General features: G+C 38.3%; 13 protein-coding genes. All 13 read right to left on the bottom strand.

Annotation, left to right across the window (positions count from 1 at the left end; translation table 11 throughout):
* Positions 1-667: 667 nt before the first annotated feature.
* Positions 668-2,059: an L-cystine transporter gene (locus IGI37_RS07420; RefSeq protein WP_438760964.1), complete on the bottom strand. Its 1,392-nt coding sequence runs from the start codon at positions 2,057-2,059 to the stop codon at positions 668-670.
* Between the two features lie 320 nt (positions 2,060-2,379).
* Entirely contained in the window at positions 2,380-2,769 is a 390-nt protein-coding gene (locus IGI37_RS07415; RefSeq protein ID WP_438760963.1) for a DUF1149 family protein, read from the bottom strand.
* A 139-nt stretch (positions 2,770-2,908) separates the two neighbouring features.
* Positions 2,909-3,532, bottom strand: coding sequence for an HAD-IA family hydrolase (locus IGI37_RS07410; RefSeq protein ID WP_438760962.1), 624 nt, complete (start codon positions 3,530-3,532; stop codon positions 2,909-2,911).
* 10 nt (positions 3,533-3,542) lie between these two features.
* Complete coding sequence (locus tag IGI37_RS07405; protein ID WP_438760961.1) at positions 3,543-4,886, bottom strand: PFL family protein; 1,344 nt, start codon at positions 4,884-4,886, stop codon at positions 3,543-3,545.
* A gap of 15 nt (positions 4,887-4,901) precedes the next feature.
* Positions 4,902-5,171, bottom strand: coding sequence for an ACT domain-containing protein (locus IGI37_RS07400; protein ID WP_438760960.1), 270 nt, complete (start codon positions 5,169-5,171; stop codon positions 4,902-4,904).
* A gap of 196 nt (positions 5,172-5,367) precedes the next feature.
* Positions 5,368-5,799, bottom strand: coding sequence for a hypothetical protein (locus IGI37_RS07395; RefSeq protein WP_438760959.1), 432 nt, complete (start codon positions 5,797-5,799; stop codon positions 5,368-5,370).
* Positions 5,800-5,848: 49 nt separating this feature from the next.
* The gene (locus IGI37_RS07390; protein ID WP_438760958.1) at positions 5,849-6,502 is read right to left on the bottom strand and encodes a hypothetical protein; all 654 of its coding nucleotides are present in this window, start codon (positions 6,500-6,502) and stop codon (positions 5,849-5,851) included.
* Between the two features lie 506 nt (positions 6,503-7,008).
* On the bottom strand, positions 7,009-9,357 hold the full coding sequence (locus tag IGI37_RS07385; RefSeq protein WP_438760957.1) for a hypothetical protein: 2,349 nt from the start codon (positions 9,355-9,357) through the stop codon (positions 7,009-7,011).
* A gap of 274 nt (positions 9,358-9,631) precedes the next feature.
* Complete coding sequence (locus tag IGI37_RS07380; RefSeq protein WP_438760956.1) at positions 9,632-11,869, bottom strand: glycoside hydrolase family 3 N-terminal domain-containing protein; 2,238 nt, start codon at positions 11,867-11,869, stop codon at positions 9,632-9,634.
* 18 nt (positions 11,870-11,887) lie between these two features.
* Entirely contained in the window at positions 11,888-14,959 is a 3,072-nt protein-coding gene (locus IGI37_RS07375) for an alpha-mannosidase (RefSeq protein ID WP_438760955.1), read from the bottom strand.
* The gene (locus IGI37_RS07370; RefSeq protein ID WP_438760954.1) at positions 14,953-16,269 is read right to left on the bottom strand and encodes a family 20 glycosylhydrolase; all 1,317 of its coding nucleotides are present in this window, start codon (positions 16,267-16,269) and stop codon (positions 14,953-14,955) included. The genes IGI37_RS07375 and IGI37_RS07370 overlap by 7 nt, the downstream gene beginning before the upstream one ends.
* Before the next feature lie 26 nt (positions 16,270-16,295).
* A complete protein-coding gene (locus tag IGI37_RS07365; RefSeq protein ID WP_438760953.1) occupies positions 16,296-17,633 on the bottom strand; it encodes an alpha-L-fucosidase in 1,338 nt (445 codons plus the stop codon).
* A gap of 96 nt (positions 17,634-17,729) precedes the next feature.
* Positions 17,730-19,166, bottom strand: coding sequence for an ABC transporter substrate-binding protein (locus IGI37_RS07360; RefSeq protein ID WP_438760952.1), 1,437 nt, complete (start codon positions 19,164-19,166; stop codon positions 17,730-17,732).
* Positions 19,167-19,169: the final 3 nt, after the last annotated feature.

The raw sequence follows: 19,169 nt of genomic DNA, 5'->3' as shown, positions 1-19,169 counted from the left end.
AGTTAAACAATGATTCCATTCGTTCATTGCTCAGTGTACCAAAAGATGACTAGCATAGCTAGCTTCATGCAAAAGAAAACAGGATAAAAGGGAAGAGGCAAAATATGCCATTTTGCTTTATCGCACCACACATACCATCATATCAATAAGGTTATGCATAACCGACACTGGCAGCTAGGACCTACTAAAGGGAATGAAATGTTCTATTTCATAACTATCGGTCTACGCTTACCATCTCACTAGATGGTCCTACAAAAGTGGGACTGGCAACTAAAAGGTCTTGTACAAGTAGAACTGGCAGCTAAGGCTAAGGTAAGGAGGCAAAATGTGCCATTTTGCTTTATCGCCTCACGCCTACCATCCTGTCAATAAGGTTATGCATAACCGACATTGGCAGCTAGGACCTACTAAAGGGAATGAAATGTTCCATTTCATAACTATCGGTCTACGCCTACCATTCTTGCTAGTGCTGAGGTACGGTAGTGAAATGAAACATTTCACTCTTATCGCACTGCGCTTACCATCCCACTAGATATTCCTACAAAAGTGGGACTGGCAACTAAAAGGTCTTGTACAAGTAGAACTGACAGAACAAAGCCAAGGTTGGTTAGACCTTGACTTTATTCGAGAGTTGTATTATTTTTTTGTTTCTTATTTTATTTATTTTTTATGCTTGAACGTCAATGAGTTTACTTCTGTCATTGAGTGTTTCTCGATCGAGTTCTTTGATGTGACTACTTGTAACGACACCGGCTAACATGCTGTCACTAACATTGACAGCAGTTCTTGCCATATCAATAAGTGGTTCAACAGAGATGACTAAACCGACAATCGCTACTGGTAAATTCATCGAGCCTAGAACGATAAGTGAAGCAAATGTTGCCCCACCACCGACACCTGCAACACCGAATGAGCTGATGGTAACGACTGCGACCAACATTAAAATAAATTCTAAACTAAAGACGTTAATGCCGACTGTTGGTGCGACAATAGTGGCTAGCATCGCAGGATAAACACCCGCACAACCGTTTTGCCCAATGGATAAGCCAAAGCTTCCAGCAAAGTTTGCTGTCGCTTCATCTACTCCTAAAGCTTTTGTTTGTGTTTCAATATTTAAAGGTAATGCCCCAGCACTTGAACGTGAAGTGAAAGCAAAACTCAAAACGGGGAAAGCTTTTTTGAAATACGTGATGGGACTGACTCTGACCGATAATAAAACAAGTGAATGAACGATTAAGACAAGAATTAATGCCGTATATGAAGCAAGCACGAATTTTCCAAGGTTTACAATCGCTGCAAAATCACTTGTAGCCATAACATTGGTCATTAAGGCTAAGACCCCGTAAGGCGTTAAACGCAAGACAAGCGTTACGATTCTCATGGTTAATTTGTATAAACTATCAATCAGATTAGCGAAAAATTCCGCTTCTTTTGGTGCTTTTCGTTTAATGCCAAGATAAGCGACACCAACGAAAGCCGCGAATATCACGACACCAATCGTACTGGTTGCTCGCGTACCGGCAAAATCAGCAAATACATTTTTGGGAATAAATGACAGAATTTGTTGCGGAATTGATAAGTTTTCGACCGTTTCTTGTCGTGTAGCTAATTCAGCAATTCGAGCCGTTTCAGCTGTTCCCTCAGTAAACGTTGCTCCCTGCAAACCGAACAATAAGGTCGTTCCAATACCGATTAAAGCAGCGACAGCAGTTGTTCCGAGTAACGTTGCCAAAACAGATGCGCTAATCTTTCCTAATTTTTCTGAAACCTTCATTTTTGTAAAAGCTCCGACGATTGAAACAAAAACCAAGGGCATAATCAGCATTTGTAAGAAAGCAACATACCCATTCCCAACAATACCAATCCATTCCATTGCTTGGACCGTAGCCGTACTTTTTGTTCCTAAAATTAGTTGGATTAACAATCCAAAAATAATACCTACGCCTAATGCAGAGAAAACTCGTGTTGAGAATTTTGCATGACGTTTTTGTAACTGATAGAAGCCGTAAATGAATACTGCAAAAATCAGAACCACTAAAACAGTGATGAGTGTTGTCATTTCATTTCCTCCTTTAAAATTTTTATGAATGACAAGTCCATCATAGGAAGTAAAGGTTCCTCAGTGACTATTCTTCAACAGTACACTTAAAAAATTCCGTACATTCGAATTCTTTATGATAGTACTAGTTTACTTTAAATAAGTAAATTTAGGGAATATTTTGCTTCTTTTTCTCATATAGATGTTCGCTCTGTGATAGTTTAAAGCTATCACAAATTCAAGGGTAAAGAAAAGCTTAGCGCATCGATCAGTGATGATCCATACGCTAAGCTAGTTAATTTCAGCATATCATGTAGGGAAATGCTCTCTAATTAAGAGACCTACTCTGGTTTTTGTTGTGATTGAAAGTTTAATTCAACACCAGGCTGATCCAAAGCAATCTCAGTGATTTCATAAGTCATACGCTTAACGATGTCAAACAAAGGAGCCACCAATTCATCTGCTTCTTCTTGTGTTAAATCTTCTTGATTATCAATCTTTTGGTTAATAAAATGATTCACTTGACTAACTGCACCTGTAAGAATAAACTCCTCAAATACAATTTTAAATTCTAATCTGACTCCAATGATGCTGTTTTCTTTTGGATAATCAGAATCGCTTGATGTTAAAGGGGCAAAACCAACCTTTAATTCTGTCTCAACTTCCACTTCAGGATTTCGTTTATCAAAGTGAAACGCTTCAACGATTTCTTTGTGTCTTTTTAATTCCACAAAAATCACACTCCTTCTTGAGAATTATAGCATATTTTTTAAAATAACAAGTGGTTTTATCCGAATTTTCTTTTGTAAAATAAGATTACGTAAAAAAACTAGATGGAGCGTCCACCTAGCTTCGTTGTTCCAGCAGGATTTATTTGTCCATTTGCGACAATCCTAAAATATCTTTCAAATTATGAACCACATAAGTCGCTTCAATTGCACCTAAAAAGTGGTCAATATCAAATAAACAGGTCGCTATTTTGGCATTTATTCCCGCATCAATATCTAATTTTCGGTCACCAACCATAATCGTTTCTTCCCGTGATAACCCATATTTTTCTATCAGAAAGTTTAAAGAAGTCGGATCAGGTTTTCGTGGAAAATCCATATCTAGGCCGATTACTTCTTCAACCAACGTATCCAGTCCATCTTGTTTTAATAAGTCCCAAGTCGATGCCGTTCCTCGATGCGTTAAAATATAATTTTGTCCGCCATTTTTGACAATTCTTTCCAAGACTTCTTTTGTTTCCACAAAAGGCGGAGATACGCGTTGGTCCGCTGCTTCATACTCATGAAACTTCGGCGAAAATTGTTCGTCAGTCAACGAATATCTCTCCCGCAGTTCTTTCGTTGAGCGTTGTTTCATTACTTTATAAATCATTTCCTTATCAGCTGTAAACCCGTAATCTGACAAGGTTCGTTCCACTGCATCCACCATTACTGGATAAGTATCATACAATGTTCCGTCAAAATCCCAAATAAATGCCTTTAACACAAAATTCCCCCTAATTTTTGAACGAGTGGATAGGTGCAGGTATCCGCCCTCCACGTAAAATGAACGCTTCTGATCCATAGTCATTCACTTTCATAACCGGTGCACGACCAAGAAGCCCTCCAAATTCTACCATATCTCCTACATTTGTGTCTTTAGCGGGAATAATTCTTACGGCCGTCGTTTTATGATTAATCACACCAATTGCTGCTTCATCTGCAATCATCGCTGCAATCGTTTCAGCTGGTGTCTCTCCAGGAATCGCGATCATATCTAAACCAACGGAACAAATCGCAGTCATCGCTTCAAGTTTTTCCAAATTTAAAGCGCCATTATTCACGGCCTCAATCATTCCCGCATCTTCAGAAACTGGGATAAACGCACCTGACAATCCACCGACGTGATTACAAGCCATGACACCGCCTTTTTTGACCGCATCATTTAAAAGAGCCAAAGCAGCCGTTGTGCCATGAGTTCCGACTGACTCAAGCCCCATTTCTTCCAATATGTATGCGACACTATCACCAACAGCTGGCGTTGGCGCTAAGGATAAATCAACTATTCCAAACGCAACACCCAATCGCTCAGAGGCAATTCGCCCAACCATTTGGCCCATCCGAGTAATTTTGAATGCCGTTTGTTTCACCACTTCAGCAACCACGTCAAACGGTTCTCCTTTGACTTTTTCTAACGCGCGTTTGACTACACCAGGACCACTGACTCCCACGTTAATCACGCAATCCGCTTCTCCAACACCATGAAAGGCCCCAGCCATAAAAGGATTATCTTCCACTGCATTCGCAAATACGACTAGTTTTGCGCAGCCCATATCCGATTGTTCGGCCGTTTCTTTGATGATACGACCCATATGTCCAACTGCATCCATATTAATTCCTGAACGAGTGGAACCAATGTTCACAGAAGAACACACAAAATTTGTTTCTGCTAACGCACGTGGAATCGAATCAATCAAAATTTCATCACCCTGCTGATAGCCTTTTTCGACAAGTGCACTAAACCCACCAATAAAGTTCACGCCCACCGCTTTAGCCGCTTTATCCAAAGTTTTCGCATACATCACATAGTCCGTTTCCTCACTCGCTGCTGCAATCAATGCAATAGGAGTCACAGAAATTCGTTTATTGATAATAGGAATCCCATATTCTGCCTCAATTTGTTCACCAACAGAGACTAAATTTTTTGCTAAACGAGTAATTTTATCATAAATTTTTTGACACGCCTTCTGACTATCGCTATCAATACAATCTAAAAGAGAAATACCCATTGTAATTGTACGAATGTCCAAATGTTCTTCTTCAATCATTCGGATCGTTTCTAAAATTTGATTCGTTTCCATTAAGCCTGCCCCTTTCTATAATTTATGCATGGTATTAAAAATTTCTTCGTTTTGAATTTGAATCGTTACACCTAGTGATTCACCCAAGCTATTCAGACGCTCACGAATTTTTTCAAATGAAAGAGTCGTCTTTTCCAAAGAAAGCACCATCATCATTGTAAAATAATCCTCCATAATCGTTTGTGAAACATCTAAAATATTGAGCTGTAAACTAGCTAATTCTTGACTTACGCCAGCGACAATCCCAATTTTGTCTTTTCCCACTACAGTTAAAATAGCACGCATTTCTTTTCCTCCTCTAATCTTTTTCTAATTATAACATAAAAAAAGTTCACTCTCCTAAGAAAAGTGAACATAATGATTGATTCATTTTTTATTGTTCGTGTTATAGAACATCCCTTCTGCTTTGGTCACTTAGATTGCTCTTGAAATGAGGTTAGTTTTCCTCTCTCTCACAAAGTCCAATCATCACTTACCTGAACTAAACCTTTTTCTCAAAGCTTTGGTGACACTTGGAACAAGTCACTCGAATTAGGCCTTTCCCTTTAGGTGCACGAAGCTTTTGTTGACAATTAGGGCAGCTGAAAATCGTATAGGTCCGTTTATCAGAGACCGTCTGCTTTTGTTTGGAAAAGAAGCCTTTGATTTTCGCTACTTTTCGAAGATAGGCTTGATTTTCATTACTTCTAGGATAGATTTTTTTAGAGAAAAATCGGCCATATACTAGAACGAGCATGATGATTGAAAGAATTCTTCCCAGTTGAAATGGAAGCCACGGATTTAGAAGCAATCCAAGTAAAGTAATAACAAGTAAAGTTTTGTTTAAGGAATCGAATTGTCCATAGCGACCACGCATGAATTTTTGATAAGAGGTGGTCCATTTTATTAGTCGTTGAAGCCATATTGTTTTCATACTCTCACAATCCTTTATCTCTATACATTTTTTACAGTTTAACAAGAATTTATGAATCTTTTGTGAGCTTTTGAAGGAAATCTATATTACTCTTACAATCGATCATTTTTACAACTCGTTGATTTTCCTTCACTTGAACTTCATAGGTGTTCGCTAGCGGAATAATAACTTTCGTTGACCGTACATCCTGTAAACTCGCAAAATTTTTCAAAAGCGCAAGAAACTGACCATTGTTTAGATTGGTTTCACTAACCTTAGACAAAATAGTCAAATAATGTGGCAGTTTAAATATATTCTGCTTTTTCCCTATCGTCTTAACGATTGATTTTAAAAGCGCTCGTTGCTGCTGGAAGACAGAAAAATTTCCTTCCTCATCAATTTGATACGACAGTCTCTGTTTTAATTCACTGACTGGTAACACGGTTCCCTCAAATTGAAGCCCTTCAGGCATAATTTTTTCAACCGCATAAAGTAAGTCGTCCAGTTTGATTCGTACATAACCGTCCAAATGCCAACTAAATTTCTGTTCGAACAGCTGTCGTATCCCTATAAGTCCCTCTTTTTCGTAGATTGCTCCTAACGTTTCATCAGCTAGTGAGAATTCTGGTGAAAATTGAACCAATGTTTTGGTTTGATCAAGTTTACTATATAAAAAGCTACTACGTGCAAGTTTTTCTTCTTCAATGATAATTAGAATTTCCATACCACTTAACTCCCTTCTTCCTATAATAAAAATAACACATTCAAAAAGAGAATGTGCCATTTTTATCTTAATTTAGGAAACTTTCACTACGAATGCTTCATAAGGCTCTAATTGGCAATTTTCTAGCGTTATTCGTGGTGAGAGTTGAACAAGAAGTCATCTAAAATGACACGATGGGGTCTAAAGACCTATTATCTCTCAGAAATATCATTCCATGTGCCAAGTCTCTCCTTTGTAACTTCTCGTCTAGATAAATTTTTTTCAGACGTTTCGATAAATTGAAAAAATAATCAATTCCTGTTAATAACGAAGCTTGAATAATTGATGATAGATATATAATAGTAAATTTTTATCTGCAAAGCTAGTTCTACATTTTAGGAATAATATGTACTTTGAAAGCCCTTCAAGTAGTCAAAAGGTGTTAGTTCTATAGAAAGAACTCGCGAAAATAAAAAAGCGGACACCTAGTGATTTTGTACCTCACCTGATGTCCACCATCTTTTCTTCTAGTCTAAAGGAATTAAATAAACTTTTGAATAAGGTGTACCTGAGAAAATATTTGAAATGATGTTTCCACGCCCAACTTGATGCCATGTTTTGTTTTCTGAAGGTGTATTTCCCCAGAAGAAAGCAATATGACAATCAGGATTCGGCTTTCTGAAGTCTGCCTCAAAGTAAATGATGTCGCCTTTTTTTGCTTTTCCACTCTTCAAAAGATCACTAACAGAGTTGAACGAATAATGCATCGTATTTTTAGTGAGAGCATCTCGCCAGTTATATGCATTGGCTATTCCACCATAAGCATTAGCCACATTCGTGATACTCTTCATATTTGCCCCACTTTTCTTCACAACATAAGCAACAAATCCTGTACAGTTCATACCCACGCCATATTTATTTGGTGCACCTCTTGGAACCATAAAACGTTCCGCATTAGAATAGCCGCTTGCGCCTAACCCTTTATAAGGTGTTCCTAAATAAAACCGGTCATTTTGATGTTGACTTAGTTCATTGACTATCTTCGCTCGGGAGGTTCCCATGTAAGAAGCCGCCGTTTTTTTGTCACGAACAGCTGCTTTATTTAGATAACCTGCCCAGCGACCACTTTGATCATATAATGAATAGTAAGTATAGCCATCATAATGCGCGTAGTATCCCTTAACTTGATAATTTTTATTTAGTAGGGCTTTAGACATGCCCTTTTTCGAGCTGTAAAAACTGTTCCAAACAACATGATTTGGATTTGTTACAGTGACATATTTTGATGTTGGGATTAATGCTCCAGCCTGACCATTGCCTTTTTTTACGGCAACACTATTTAGATAGCCGTACCATTTACCTTTTTTATCAAATAGAGAATAGTATTTTATGCCATCGTAATGCGTGTAGTACCCTTTTGCTAGATAAGTCTTATTTTGTAAAGCACTAGATTTGCCTTTTTTTGTCCCATAAAGTTGGCTCCAAACGACGTGACTCCCATTGGTTACCGTGACGTATTCATTGGTTTTAATTAACGCGCCATAAGCACCCGTTCCTTTTGTGACCGCTACACTATTCAGGTAACCATACCATTTGCCCTTTTTATCAAATAGAGAATAATATTTGATACCATCATAATGCGTGTAATAGCCTTTTGCCAAATATGTTTTATTGAGTAATGCCTTGGAATTGCCTTTTTTCGATCCATAAAGTTGATTCCAAACGACATGACTCCCATTGGTTACCGTGACATATTCATTGGTTTTAATCAACGCGCCATAAGCACCCGTTCCTTTTGTGACCGCCACACTATTTAAGTAACCATACCAGTTCCCCTTTTTATCATATAAAGAGTAATATTTGATACCATCAAAATGCGTATAGAACTCTTTGGCTAGGTAGGTTTTATTCAATAACGAACTAGACCGTCCTTTTCTGGCATCATAAAGCAAACTAGACCAAACAACATGACTTCCATTTGTCACAGTCACATATTCATTCGTTTTGATAGGTGCTCCGTAAATCCCTTTACCTTCTGTAACTGCTACAGTGTTCAGATACCCGTACCAGTTCCCTTTTTTATCGTATAAGGAATAATATTTATATCCATCAAAATGTGTATAAGACTCTTTTGCTAAATAAGTTTTATTTAATAACGAACTAGACTGCCCTTTTCTTGCATCATAGAGCAAGCTCGACCAAACGACATGGCTTCCGTTCGTCACAGTCACATATTTTTCTTCTTTAACCGGAGCACCACCCAAGTTTTTACCTAAAGTTACGTGGCTTTCTTCGATATACCCAATAAAAATATCTTTATTATTGTAAAGAGCAAAATATTTTTTGCCATTTTTATGCACAAAATATTCTTTTACATGAAATGTTTTTTGAAAGTATTGTTCTTTCTTTTCAACAGGCGTCCAACCGAAATCTTTCCACAGTTCAAAGTTTTTCTCAGTAACCGTGACATAACTATCGGCTTTAATCGGTGTTCCTTCATCGCCCAACTGTGCAGAGTTTTTCTCAATACCCTCTGTTGTTTCATGTGTTTTTTGCAGATCATTGTTAGTGGTTGCCCCAGGTTGGGTACTACTTTCTGTTGTTTCGGTAGATGATTCAACTGTTGTCTCTTCAGTTGGTACTTCGGTTTCAGTTGTTGCCTCCGTTGGTAAATCAGTCGTTTCTTGTGATTCTACTGATTCTGCTGGCTCTTGATTCGCTTCTTGGTCAGCAATAGATGACTCATCTTCTAGATTTTGTGTCAAATTAGCTGATTCATATGTATGCGTTGATTGCTCGATAGCTTGCGTAACAATTGGCGAGAACGAGCTAGATAATAAAGCTAAGACAAGGCCAATTTTTGTAAACTTTTTCATTTAAACCCTCCTATATTAGAATAAATACCCTAGCGTTTATAATTATAACAGTTATTTAATTTTTTGACTATTTGAAACGCACGTTTTTTTATAAAATTAATGCGAAATAATGAAAAGAACAGATACTTTGAAGACTCCTCGCTACCTCGCATAAGTATAGTTTCTCTCTTATTCAAGAACGGATAGATCCTTGGGTTCCAAGTAATCTAATCGCAAAAAAAAGGCCTAGAAAATTCATTAAAATAACAAATTCCCTAAACCTTCTCTCAATGATTCATAGTGTCAGTCTTTGTTCAAATTTTGTCCCTGTGGCTTCAACAAACAAGGTACACTCATCAATTGTTTGATAGATTAACTGTTCATCTAATTCGACTAACTCGGAGGCGGTTAGTTTAATTGTAAAGGATTGACTTTCGTTTGGTTCGAGGTAGATTTTTTTGAACCCTCTCAGTTCCTTTACTCGAGTAACGACCCGCTTTTGGTGACTTTTCAGGTAAACTTGGATGACTTCAGCACCTGGATAATCTCCAGTGTTTTTTAATATACCTGAAATAAGTACCTGTTTGTTTCCACTAGTTGTCGTTTGTACCTCTTCAACAGTTATAGCTAGATTAGTTACTTCAAACGTGCTATAAGACAATCCATAACCAAATGGAAACTGTGGACTCCCTGAACAGTCGACATAATCTTTTTTAAAGGCGACTTCGCGGTAATTATAATAAGCAGGCAACTGTCCATTATCTTTAGGAATAGACATAGCTAGTTTACCTGAAGGAGATTCATCAAAAAGAATCGAAGCCACAGCTTGTCCTCCATGTTCTCCGGGATAGCCGACAACCAATAAGCTATCAAAATAGGGTTCAATATCGGTCAAAATATGCGGACGTCCTTGAATCAATAACCCGACCATGGGTTTGCCTAATTTACTTAATTTTTTGACTAGCTTTACCTGAGCTTCTGGGATTCGTAAATCTGCGACGTCAATATTCTCGCCACTAGTCATCTCAGTAGAGCCAGAAATTGCAGCACCATTTGAATCAAAAGCCGTTGTAAAATCACGAGCGCTTGAGCCACCCAAAACAACGATAATTTTGTCTGCTTTTTTTCCTACAGAGATTGCAGCTTCAATTCCACCTTCTATTGCAGTAGCGATTTCTGATCCTTTTTCATAACCAACTGTGATTTCTAAAGCTTGGCATTTTTCTTGAATTCCTTTTAGAATAGTGAAACAATCCTCTTCATTTTTAAACGGAGTATAATCGCCTAATTGGTTATAAAGCTGATTGGCATTGGGACCGATAACAGCCAGTTTGGTTAGAGATTCTTTGTCTAAAGGTAATTGTTTGTTCTCATTTTTTAGTAAAACGATGGCTTCCTTTGCTAAAGCTACTGAGGCTTGCTTTTTTTCAGATGCAGAAAAATCGGTGACAGCCGGTGTGGCATTTTCAAATAAGCCCATTTTATTCTTTAAGCTAAGAATTCTCAAAACGGCTTGATCAAGAACCGATTCAGCGAGGCGGCCGCTTGTTACTGCTTCCTCTAAATAAGGGTAAACTTCATCCCAAAGACTTAAGTCGACGCCACTCGTAATCCCCCAAATGGCCGCTTCTACTGGGTCTTCAGAGACTTCAACTAAACGATCTAAGGCACAGCCGTCTGCCATTACCGCACCAGTAAACCCAAGTTCTTCTCTTAAAAGGTCAGTTAATAAGTACTTATTCCCGTGACAAAGAAGGCCATCAATATCATTATAGGCGGCCATGGTCATCTGTGCGCCATGTTTTATGCCGGTAATCATAGGTGGCAAGTGAATTTCGCGGAACTCTCGTTGACCAATTGCTACAGGCCCCGAATTATGCCCGCCCATCCCAGAACCCTGAGCTGCGAAATGTTTCAATACAGCTAATACATGATTTTTATCAATTTGTTTATCTGTGGTATTTTGTAAACCGTGTAAAGCCGCTGCTGTATATTGACTAGTGAGAAATGGATCTTCACTAAAACACTCCTCTGTTCGTCCCCAGCGTGGATCTCTTGAAACATCTAACGAAGAGATTAAACCAAGGTGGGCACCTTTTGCTCTAATTTCTCGAGCGACGATTTCTTGTACACGTTGATAAAGTGTTGGATTCCAACTCATGCCAACTGAATAATTGGCAGGCGTGGTTAAAGAATCCAAGGCTTGATGCCCATGTGGACATTCTTCTGAAAGAAAAGTGGGAATCTTTAGGCGTGTATTCTCATTCAGATAAGCTTGAACAAGACGGCTGACCTCTATTGCTTCTTTAACAGATAATCCTGTTTGCCTATTTTTACCTGACCAAGGATCTGAACGAAAGATGCCGTAGATACAGCCAATCGATCCCCATCGGCTGACCTCTTGTTTAAACTTTTCAGTTAAGTGAATTTTCCCCTCTTTTTTTTCGTAGACTTCCCAACCATAAAGTCGCTGATTTAGTTGCCCAACCTTTTCTTTGAGTGTCATTTGCTGAAGCAATTGTTCGACATTCATATTTCTACTCACTCCTCGTTATATAAAAAATTTTATTGTCTGAATCTCATAGGGCTGAAAATGAACAGATACTTGGCCGTCATGAATGGACAGCTCCTGTAGTTCGTTTTCTAATAGATCACAAAGAACAACGCGTTGAATCTTTTGGTTTAGTGATAGGGTCGCAACTGTATCATTGTTATGAAATTCATACATTCGAATAATGATTTCTTGTCCTTTTTCAGAACGTTTCATAGTATCGAGTAGAATATTTTTCTCATCGTAGGTACACCAGGTTTCACTTAATTCGGCTTCTTTAGATGCTGCGATATGATGGACAATGGTTGGCGTATTTAAATCCAAAGCTTCTTCGACTGTCTGCGCTTCTTTCCAACTACCTGAATGTGGTAAAATCGAATAAGTGAATTGGTGTAAACCTTGATCTGCTTCAGGATTTGGATCCGTTGCTGATTTAATCAACGTAATACCAATTTGTTTATAACCAACATTAAAGCCGTACTTACTATCGCTCATGACACTAACGCCGTAATTTCCTTCCGATAAATCGACCCATCTCTGTCCGCAAACCTCAAATCTAGCTTGATCCCACGAAGTATTTGTATGAATCGGACGTTCAACATTTCCAAACTGAATATCAAATGTTGCTTTTAACGTATTGACGTTGATTGGAAACTGGGCTTTCAATAGAACATGTTGCTGATGCCAATCGACAGTGGTTTCAAAATCGATGCGGGGATTATTTTTATAAAAATGAATCCGTTGTTCAATCAGTGAGGCTTCAAATTTACGCGTGACTTTAATCGTTTCACGAATAGCGCCTGTCTCAACCAGTTCAATTGTGTCAACTGAATCAACTGGCCAACTCTTCTCTTGGTAATAGATATCGATATCCCATGCATCAAAATTCAGTGGCAAATCTTCATAAGCCATTAATCGATTCAAAACTTCACCTAGTGGAACGATTTCTCTTTGACTTTTTTTATCTAATAAAGAAACAATTTCAAATGACTCATTAAATCTCAATTGATAAAAGTTTGTTTCAAAATACTTATCTTTTGGATACTCGAGCAGCTCTTGCATAGGCTCTTGTTTATTCTTCTCGTCTATCTGTTGTACCTTAGTGACAAGTTGTGCGCTCATCGCAGGAACTTCTGGAAGATAAATGAGTGTCTCGCCTGTTGAAGTTGTCTGTTGACAGACAGCTTGCCCATTGATAGTCAGTTGTTCATTGGAAGCCAATGGGATTTTTACTAAGAGATTGCGCGTTTTTCCTAATGGATTGTAAACCATCCAAGTATTTGTTTCAGCTTCTTCATTACATAACAACTCTTGAATCAGTTCTTCGGCTAATTCGCGCGTCTGACGATACTCCAAATCTGTTTGATCATAGACTTCTTTGATGGAGCTACCGGGCAGTGTATCATGAAACTGATTTAATAGTGTTTTTTTCCACATCACATCTAACTGCTCTTTTGGATAATCAGCCAATCCATATTGTGTGTACAACTTTTCGACAGATTGAAGAAGTGTCTCAACCTCACGATTATTTTTTTTGTTTTTGGCAATCGACGTATAGGTTCCTCGATGATACTCAAAATAGAGTTCGCCTCGCCAACGCGGTACCTGTTCTGTTTCCAATCTTTTTTCCAGACGATTAAAATAATCTTTTGGAAAACCGGGCTGAACTTTAGGAATTCCTGGTAGTCCATTTTTGAGACGTGTTGCGACTTCTAACATCTCTCTTGTCGGTCCGCCTCCACCATCGCCATATCCGTAAGCTACCAGGACTTCATTATTAATTTTTTTCTGTTGATAACGCGTCCAGCTGCCTTTGACAGAGTATGGATCTAACAAACCATTGTAGGTTGTATAGTAAGGCGTTGGACTGTAGCCTTCGCTGACTGTTGTAATAAAATGTGTAAGCACCTCGCTACCATCAATCCCTTGCCAATAAAACGTATCAAAGGGAATTTGATTGAACTGATTCCATGAAAGTTTTGTCGTCATAAAATACGGCGTGTTTGTTTTTTTTAAGATTTGTGGCAATGCTCCTGAATAACCAAACACATCAGGTAACCATAAAACTTGGCTTTCTCGACCAAATTCTTCTTGGATAAACTGTTTTCCATGGACAATTTGTCGGACTAAAGACTCGCCTGATGTTAGGTTACAGTCAGCCTCTACCCACATCGCGCCTTCTGGTTCCCAACGCTTCTCGTCAATTTTTTTCTTTATCTCCTCGTACAAGGTTGGATATTGTTCTTTAATAAATTGATACATTTGTGGCTGACTTTGAATAAACGTATAATCAGGATATTCTTCCATCAGCTTTAGGACCGTTGAAAAGCTACGCTGTCCTTTTTCGATTGCTTGTTGAACCGTCCATAACCAAGCAATATCAATATGCGTATGACCTACTGCTAAAACGGTTGCGATACTTTGAAAATCTTCTCTTTCATACAACTGCTCTTTCAGATAGTTACTTGCTTTTGAGATTCCTTCATAATAATCTTCAGAATACGGGGTTCGAAAATCAAGGAACTGCGCTGCTTGATGCAAAGCGGCTTCATAGATTAACTCATTCGCCGTTTCCCCTATGATTGAGCGCCAACTTTCCAACGCAACAAAAAAGTCGTAATAACAGTTCCGCGTGGGGCGATCAATTTTTTGAAGTTGGATGAACAAAGGGAACTGTTTTTCTTCTCGTCCACTAAAAACCTCTAAACGAAAGGCAAGCTTCTTTTTTTCGATGAGCATTTTTGGTAAAATCGCCTCTCTATGATTCACGTCAAGGGCTTGGATCAACTCATCATCAAGAAACAAAGTCAACTGTGGATTTGTGGCATTATCCCATTCAGTTTCAGAGGAATAGATTCCCAAACTAAGCTCCGATTGTTGCCAGTCATCTGGAATCACTAATTCTCCAATGATCGTATAATAACCATTCTTTTCACCAAAATATTGGCCGGACTGATACTCAATCAGCTGATCCCCACTTTTTAATGTTAAGTTCATCAAGGGGATTTTTTCTATAATCTCTCGCTGTTTCAACTCTTGATTCATTCGTTGAATTCGTTCTCTTTCTAACATTCGTATCCCTCGTTTATCCATAATTTTTCTGCATAGGCTTCTAATGGTGCAAGTAGTTTTTCCATTACTTGATTTTGACTTAAAGCTTCCGGTCGATCTGCCCAAACAGCAAACGAACTACCGACAACCTTAGCAAGCTCTTCCTCTGTAACCCACTGATTTTGGGCAAACAAAGTAGGCTGCCACTCTTTGTTAATTTTTTCAGCAGTTGGGTAGATATAACCCGCTGCTTCTCCAAGGACAAAATAGAAATAGTTATCATTAAAGTTTAAGACTTCGTACCCTTCTTTAATATACTCAGACACACTCGCCATGTTTTGATTCCAGCGAGTCCAAAAAGTAATCTGAACCTCTTTTGAAAGGGGAACGATTGATGATTGATTTTTCCGTAAAAACCCATCACTCCATACACGTGGACTAAAACCTGCCGTGGCCGTTTTTTTAATCAGCTGATTTGTATACTCGATATATAATTCAATTCCAGTTGCCTTTTCGCCATATTTTTTCTTAGCTGCCGTCTGCAATGATGGGTATTCATGAAATGAATCAAAATCAATGAATTCATCTGCACCAATATGGAAATAACGACTTTCTTTGAATAAATCAAAGTATTCATACAGTAGTCGATCAATCGCCGAAATTGCTTTAGGATTTGTGATATCTAATGCACGATGATCCAAATATTCATTCGGTTCACCGACTCTATTTAGACGCCATTGCGGGTATTTACTCAAAAAATTCTTTAAATGTCCGGGCGTATCCAATTCTGGAATAATTTGGATGTAGTGTTTGTTAGCATGGAAGATAATTTCTCGGATTTCCTGTTTCGTTAAATAGTGTTCTGAGACAATTTCAGGATAACTTTCTGATTCAATACGAAACCCTTCGTTGTCAGAAAAGTGCAGTTGGAGTGTATTTAGTTTTAACCGACTCATCTGTTCAATTAAAGAAAACAGCCATTCTTTTGTATAAAACTTTCGCCCCATATCAAGCATTAGTGCGCGTTCTTTCATTTGAGGTGTATACGTAACCTTCTCTTCTTTTCGCTCACCTTTCTTTTGGGCTTCTAGAAACCCATAGAATAACCCATTCATTGATGATGAGCGAATCTCAATCTCTGGTTTGTTCCAAGAAATAGTAAAACTTTCTGAGGAATTTCCCGACCTTTTCACACGGATAAACTTGATAGGCCGACTCACATGCGTTGCTTCAAACCAACTTGATATCGTTGCTGTTTCTTGTGTTTGTTCAGCTGAACACCAGGTCTCAAAACTGAAACTATTCTTGGTGTGCTTTTCTGAATGACTCATTCGTTGATTCCTCTCATTTCTCTTGATTATTTTTGGTTCCTTTTAATGCAAACGCCAAGAGCATTTTTTTCATCGCCAACCTTTACGAGATATAGATGTGGTTTTTGCGCGTTTAGTTTCTCACCAGTTGATAATAACGATACGCATTCAACTGTCTTTTCATCAATACCTAAGTCAGATAAATCAAGAGTAGCGACTTCTACATCGTCTTCAAGCAGATAATAAGCATAGATATTTTGATCTTTTTGAGTAAGCCGCCATTCTTGGTTTTGTGTAGTCCTCACAGCTCTTGTCCCATAAATTCCTTGACCGTACGTATCTAACCATTGTCCTAAGCCGGATAATAGTTCTTCCGCTTCTTTGGGCAAGGTTCCATCTGGTTTGGGACCCACGCCCAAAATCAAGTTGCCTCCTTTTGTGACTACGTTAATAAGTAAATGAATAATTTCTTTTAATGACTTGTAGTGATCATTTGGCACATAGCCCCAGTTATTCGCTAAAGGAATGTTACTTTCCCAGACTTTTTTTGGAGGAATGTCTGGAACTGCTCGTTCAGGTGTCACATAATTTTCATACGCTCCACCAATCGTTCGATCGACCATAATCAAATTATTTTGGAGAAGGCGTAATTTTTTTGACAACTCAGCCATTTGTAAGTCCTCGCCAGTTTCAGGTCCTACCCAACCAGCATCTAACCATAAAATATCAACCGCACCATAATTCGTCATGATTTCAGCCAATTGACCGTGAACAAACTCGACAAAACGTTGCCACATCGCTGGATCTTCTTCTACCGAATAACTCGCATACCGACCGATTGGTGATTGATTTGGTACCCAATAATAAGGGGAATGCCAATCTGCTTTAGAGTAATAGGCCCCCACCGTCATCCCTTCATTTCTAAACGCATCAAAGGCTTCCTTTAAAACATCGCTTTTTTTATTGGTATGAAAAGGAAACTGTTCAGAAGTGATTTTATAGTCAGATAACTTCGTGTCGTACATCGTAAATCCATCATGGTGTTTTGTTGTAAATAACATATATTTGAATCCGGCTGCTCGACATTTTTTCGCCCAATCCTCTGGGTCAAATTTAACTGGATTAAATGATTCACTCAGCTTCCAGTAATCTCTTCTTAGGGTATCCAAATCCTCTCGCCAAGGATCTTTTCGCGCCCACTCATCTTCTTTTGATAGCTGCCATGACTCAACGATTCCAGCTTGGGCATAGAGCCCCCAGTGAAAAATCACTCCTAGTTTCATATCTTGAAACGCTTCTAATTTTTCTAATAACCCTTCAGTCATCCCGAGGGTTGGATCATCATCGACTTGTTTTATTTCTTCAATATCTCCACGAAGTGTCATCAGTTTTTCTCCTTATCATAAAGAAAAAGTGAAAAATCTGAGCTGCATGATTACTCAGCGTTATTCCAGATTTTTCACTTTTCAACTCAAATTATTTTATTTTTTCCATTCGTCGTATTGCGTTTGCATTTCTTTAATGACATCCTGTAGACCAGCTGCTTCCATCTTCGTTTTCATCTTTTCAAGATTTTCTTCTGGATCAACTGAGCCTGTGTTAATTAAGTTTTTGAACTCTTCTTGCACATTATTTAAAGCGGCGATTTGTGTTGATACGCTAGTTGTATCAAAGTTAAATCCTAGTGCAGGAGAAGGAATGGCATTCGCATTGTATTCTTTTAAAACAGCCCATTCATCTGTTTGAGCGCCTTCTGCATGGTAAAGGTTAAAGTAACTTCCGAACATATAGTAAGGCGTTGTATAATTACTATGAGCATCTAACCATTTAATGGTATCGTCCCCTGTTTTTTCGTAATGTGTTCCTTCAATTCCATAGGCTAATAAATTCATTAAAACAGGATCAGTATTGACCGCTTCTAACAGTTTCATGGCTTCTTTTGGATGCTCTGAGTTTGCCCCGATAACAGTTCCAGCGCCAACAGCTGAAGCATTCGTAACAATCGAATCTGTCATTTGGGTAACCACAACATCTTTTTTCACTTGGTCTTTAACGGTTGCCGTATCCAATGGTCCCATCACTGTAGAAGTAACAAACCAATCTTTTCCGACAATATCTGTTTGTTTCGCTAACGCAGCATTTTCATTAATATAGCCAGCTTTCATGAATTCTCTGACTTTTTTCACGCGTTGTACATAAGGTTTTTCAAAGTAAACATCAGTAATTTTATCTTTGTCGCCTTCCAAATTAATTCCGACAGACGTATTCAATTCATCAAATTCATAAGGGTTTTTGTAACCTTCTGACATATACCATGGGAAAATACCTTCTCCTTCTTTGATTTTTTTCAACCATGGTTCTAAGTCGTCATACGTTTTGATGTCTTCATAAGGGACTTTATATTTGTCTACAAGTTCTTTATTAAAAACAAAGAATTCAGTGGCCGCAATTTCTTTTTGAGTAGGAACCACATAGACTTTCCCGTCAATTTCAGCACCTTGCCAGAATTTTTCATCAAGCGAGCTTTTTAGATTTTTGTTTTCGCCGTTTAGATAGTCAGTAATATTTAAGAATCCGCCTTTTCTAGCATTAGTTAAATAGTTGAAACCACCTAACCATGAAGCCGTAAACGCCAAGTCAAATGATTCTCCTGCGTTCACTAACGCACTCATTTTTTGATCGTATTCGCCCCAGTCAATTTGATTTAATGTCACAGTTAAGCCGTATTTATCTTTTGTATAGTCATTTACGGCATCGTTTACTTTATCAATATCCTTTTGTGGAATCCCAGTAATATACCAGCTTAGATTGACTGTATCAGAATCTTTTGCTTCCTCTTTTTTGCCACCACAAGCAGAAACAAATACCGCCGTTAAAGCTAAAAGTGCCATCCCTAAAACCTTTTTTCGTTTAAACATAAA

The organism is Enterococcus sp. AZ194, assembly GCF_051713825.1.
GTDB lineage: Bacteria > Bacillota > Bacilli > Lactobacillales > Enterococcaceae > Enterococcus_K.
The sequence above is the reverse complement of the archived record's forward strand: the minus strand, read 5'-3'. Positions and strand labels throughout refer to the sequence as shown.

Excerpts from the sequence above, each read along its gene's own strand:
- IGI37_RS07365 (WP_438760953.1), bottom strand. The coding sequence starts at position 17,633 with ATGACACTTCGTGGAGATATTGAAGAAATAAAACAAGTCGATGATGAT.
- IGI37_RS07370 (WP_438760954.1), bottom strand. The coding sequence starts at position 16,269 with ATGAGTCATTCAGAAAAGCACACCAAGAATAGTTTCAGTTTTGAGACC.
- IGI37_RS07400 (WP_438760960.1), bottom strand. The coding sequence starts at position 5,171 with ATGCGTGCTATTTTAACTGTAGTGGGAAAAGACAAAATTGGGATTGTC.
- IGI37_RS07360 (WP_438760952.1), bottom strand. The coding sequence starts at position 19,166 with ATGTTTAAACGAAAAAAGGTTTTAGGGATGGCACTTTTAGCTTTAACG.
- IGI37_RS07380 (WP_438760956.1), bottom strand. The coding sequence starts at position 11,869 with ATGAATGTCGAACAATTGCTTCAGCAAATGACACTCAAAGAAAAGGTT.
- IGI37_RS07390 (WP_438760958.1), bottom strand. The coding sequence starts at position 6,502 with ATGGAAATTCTAATTATCATTGAAGAAGAAAAACTTGCACGTAGTAGC.
- IGI37_RS07385 (WP_438760957.1), bottom strand. The coding sequence starts at position 9,357 with ATGAAAAAGTTTACAAAAATTGGCCTTGTCTTAGCTTTATTATCTAGC.
- IGI37_RS07395 (WP_438760959.1), bottom strand. The coding sequence starts at position 5,799 with ATGAAAACAATATGGCTTCAACGACTAATAAAATGGACCACCTCTTAT.
- IGI37_RS07420 (WP_438760964.1), bottom strand. The coding sequence starts at position 2,059 with ATGACAACACTCATCACTGTTTTAGTGGTTCTGATTTTTGCAGTATTC.
- IGI37_RS07405 (WP_438760961.1), bottom strand. The coding sequence starts at position 4,886 with ATGGAAACGAATCAAATTTTAGAAACGATCCGAATGATTGAAGAAGAA.
- IGI37_RS07375 (WP_438760955.1), bottom strand. The coding sequence starts at position 14,959 with ATGTTAGAAAGAGAACGAATTCAACGAATGAATCAAGAGTTGAAACAG.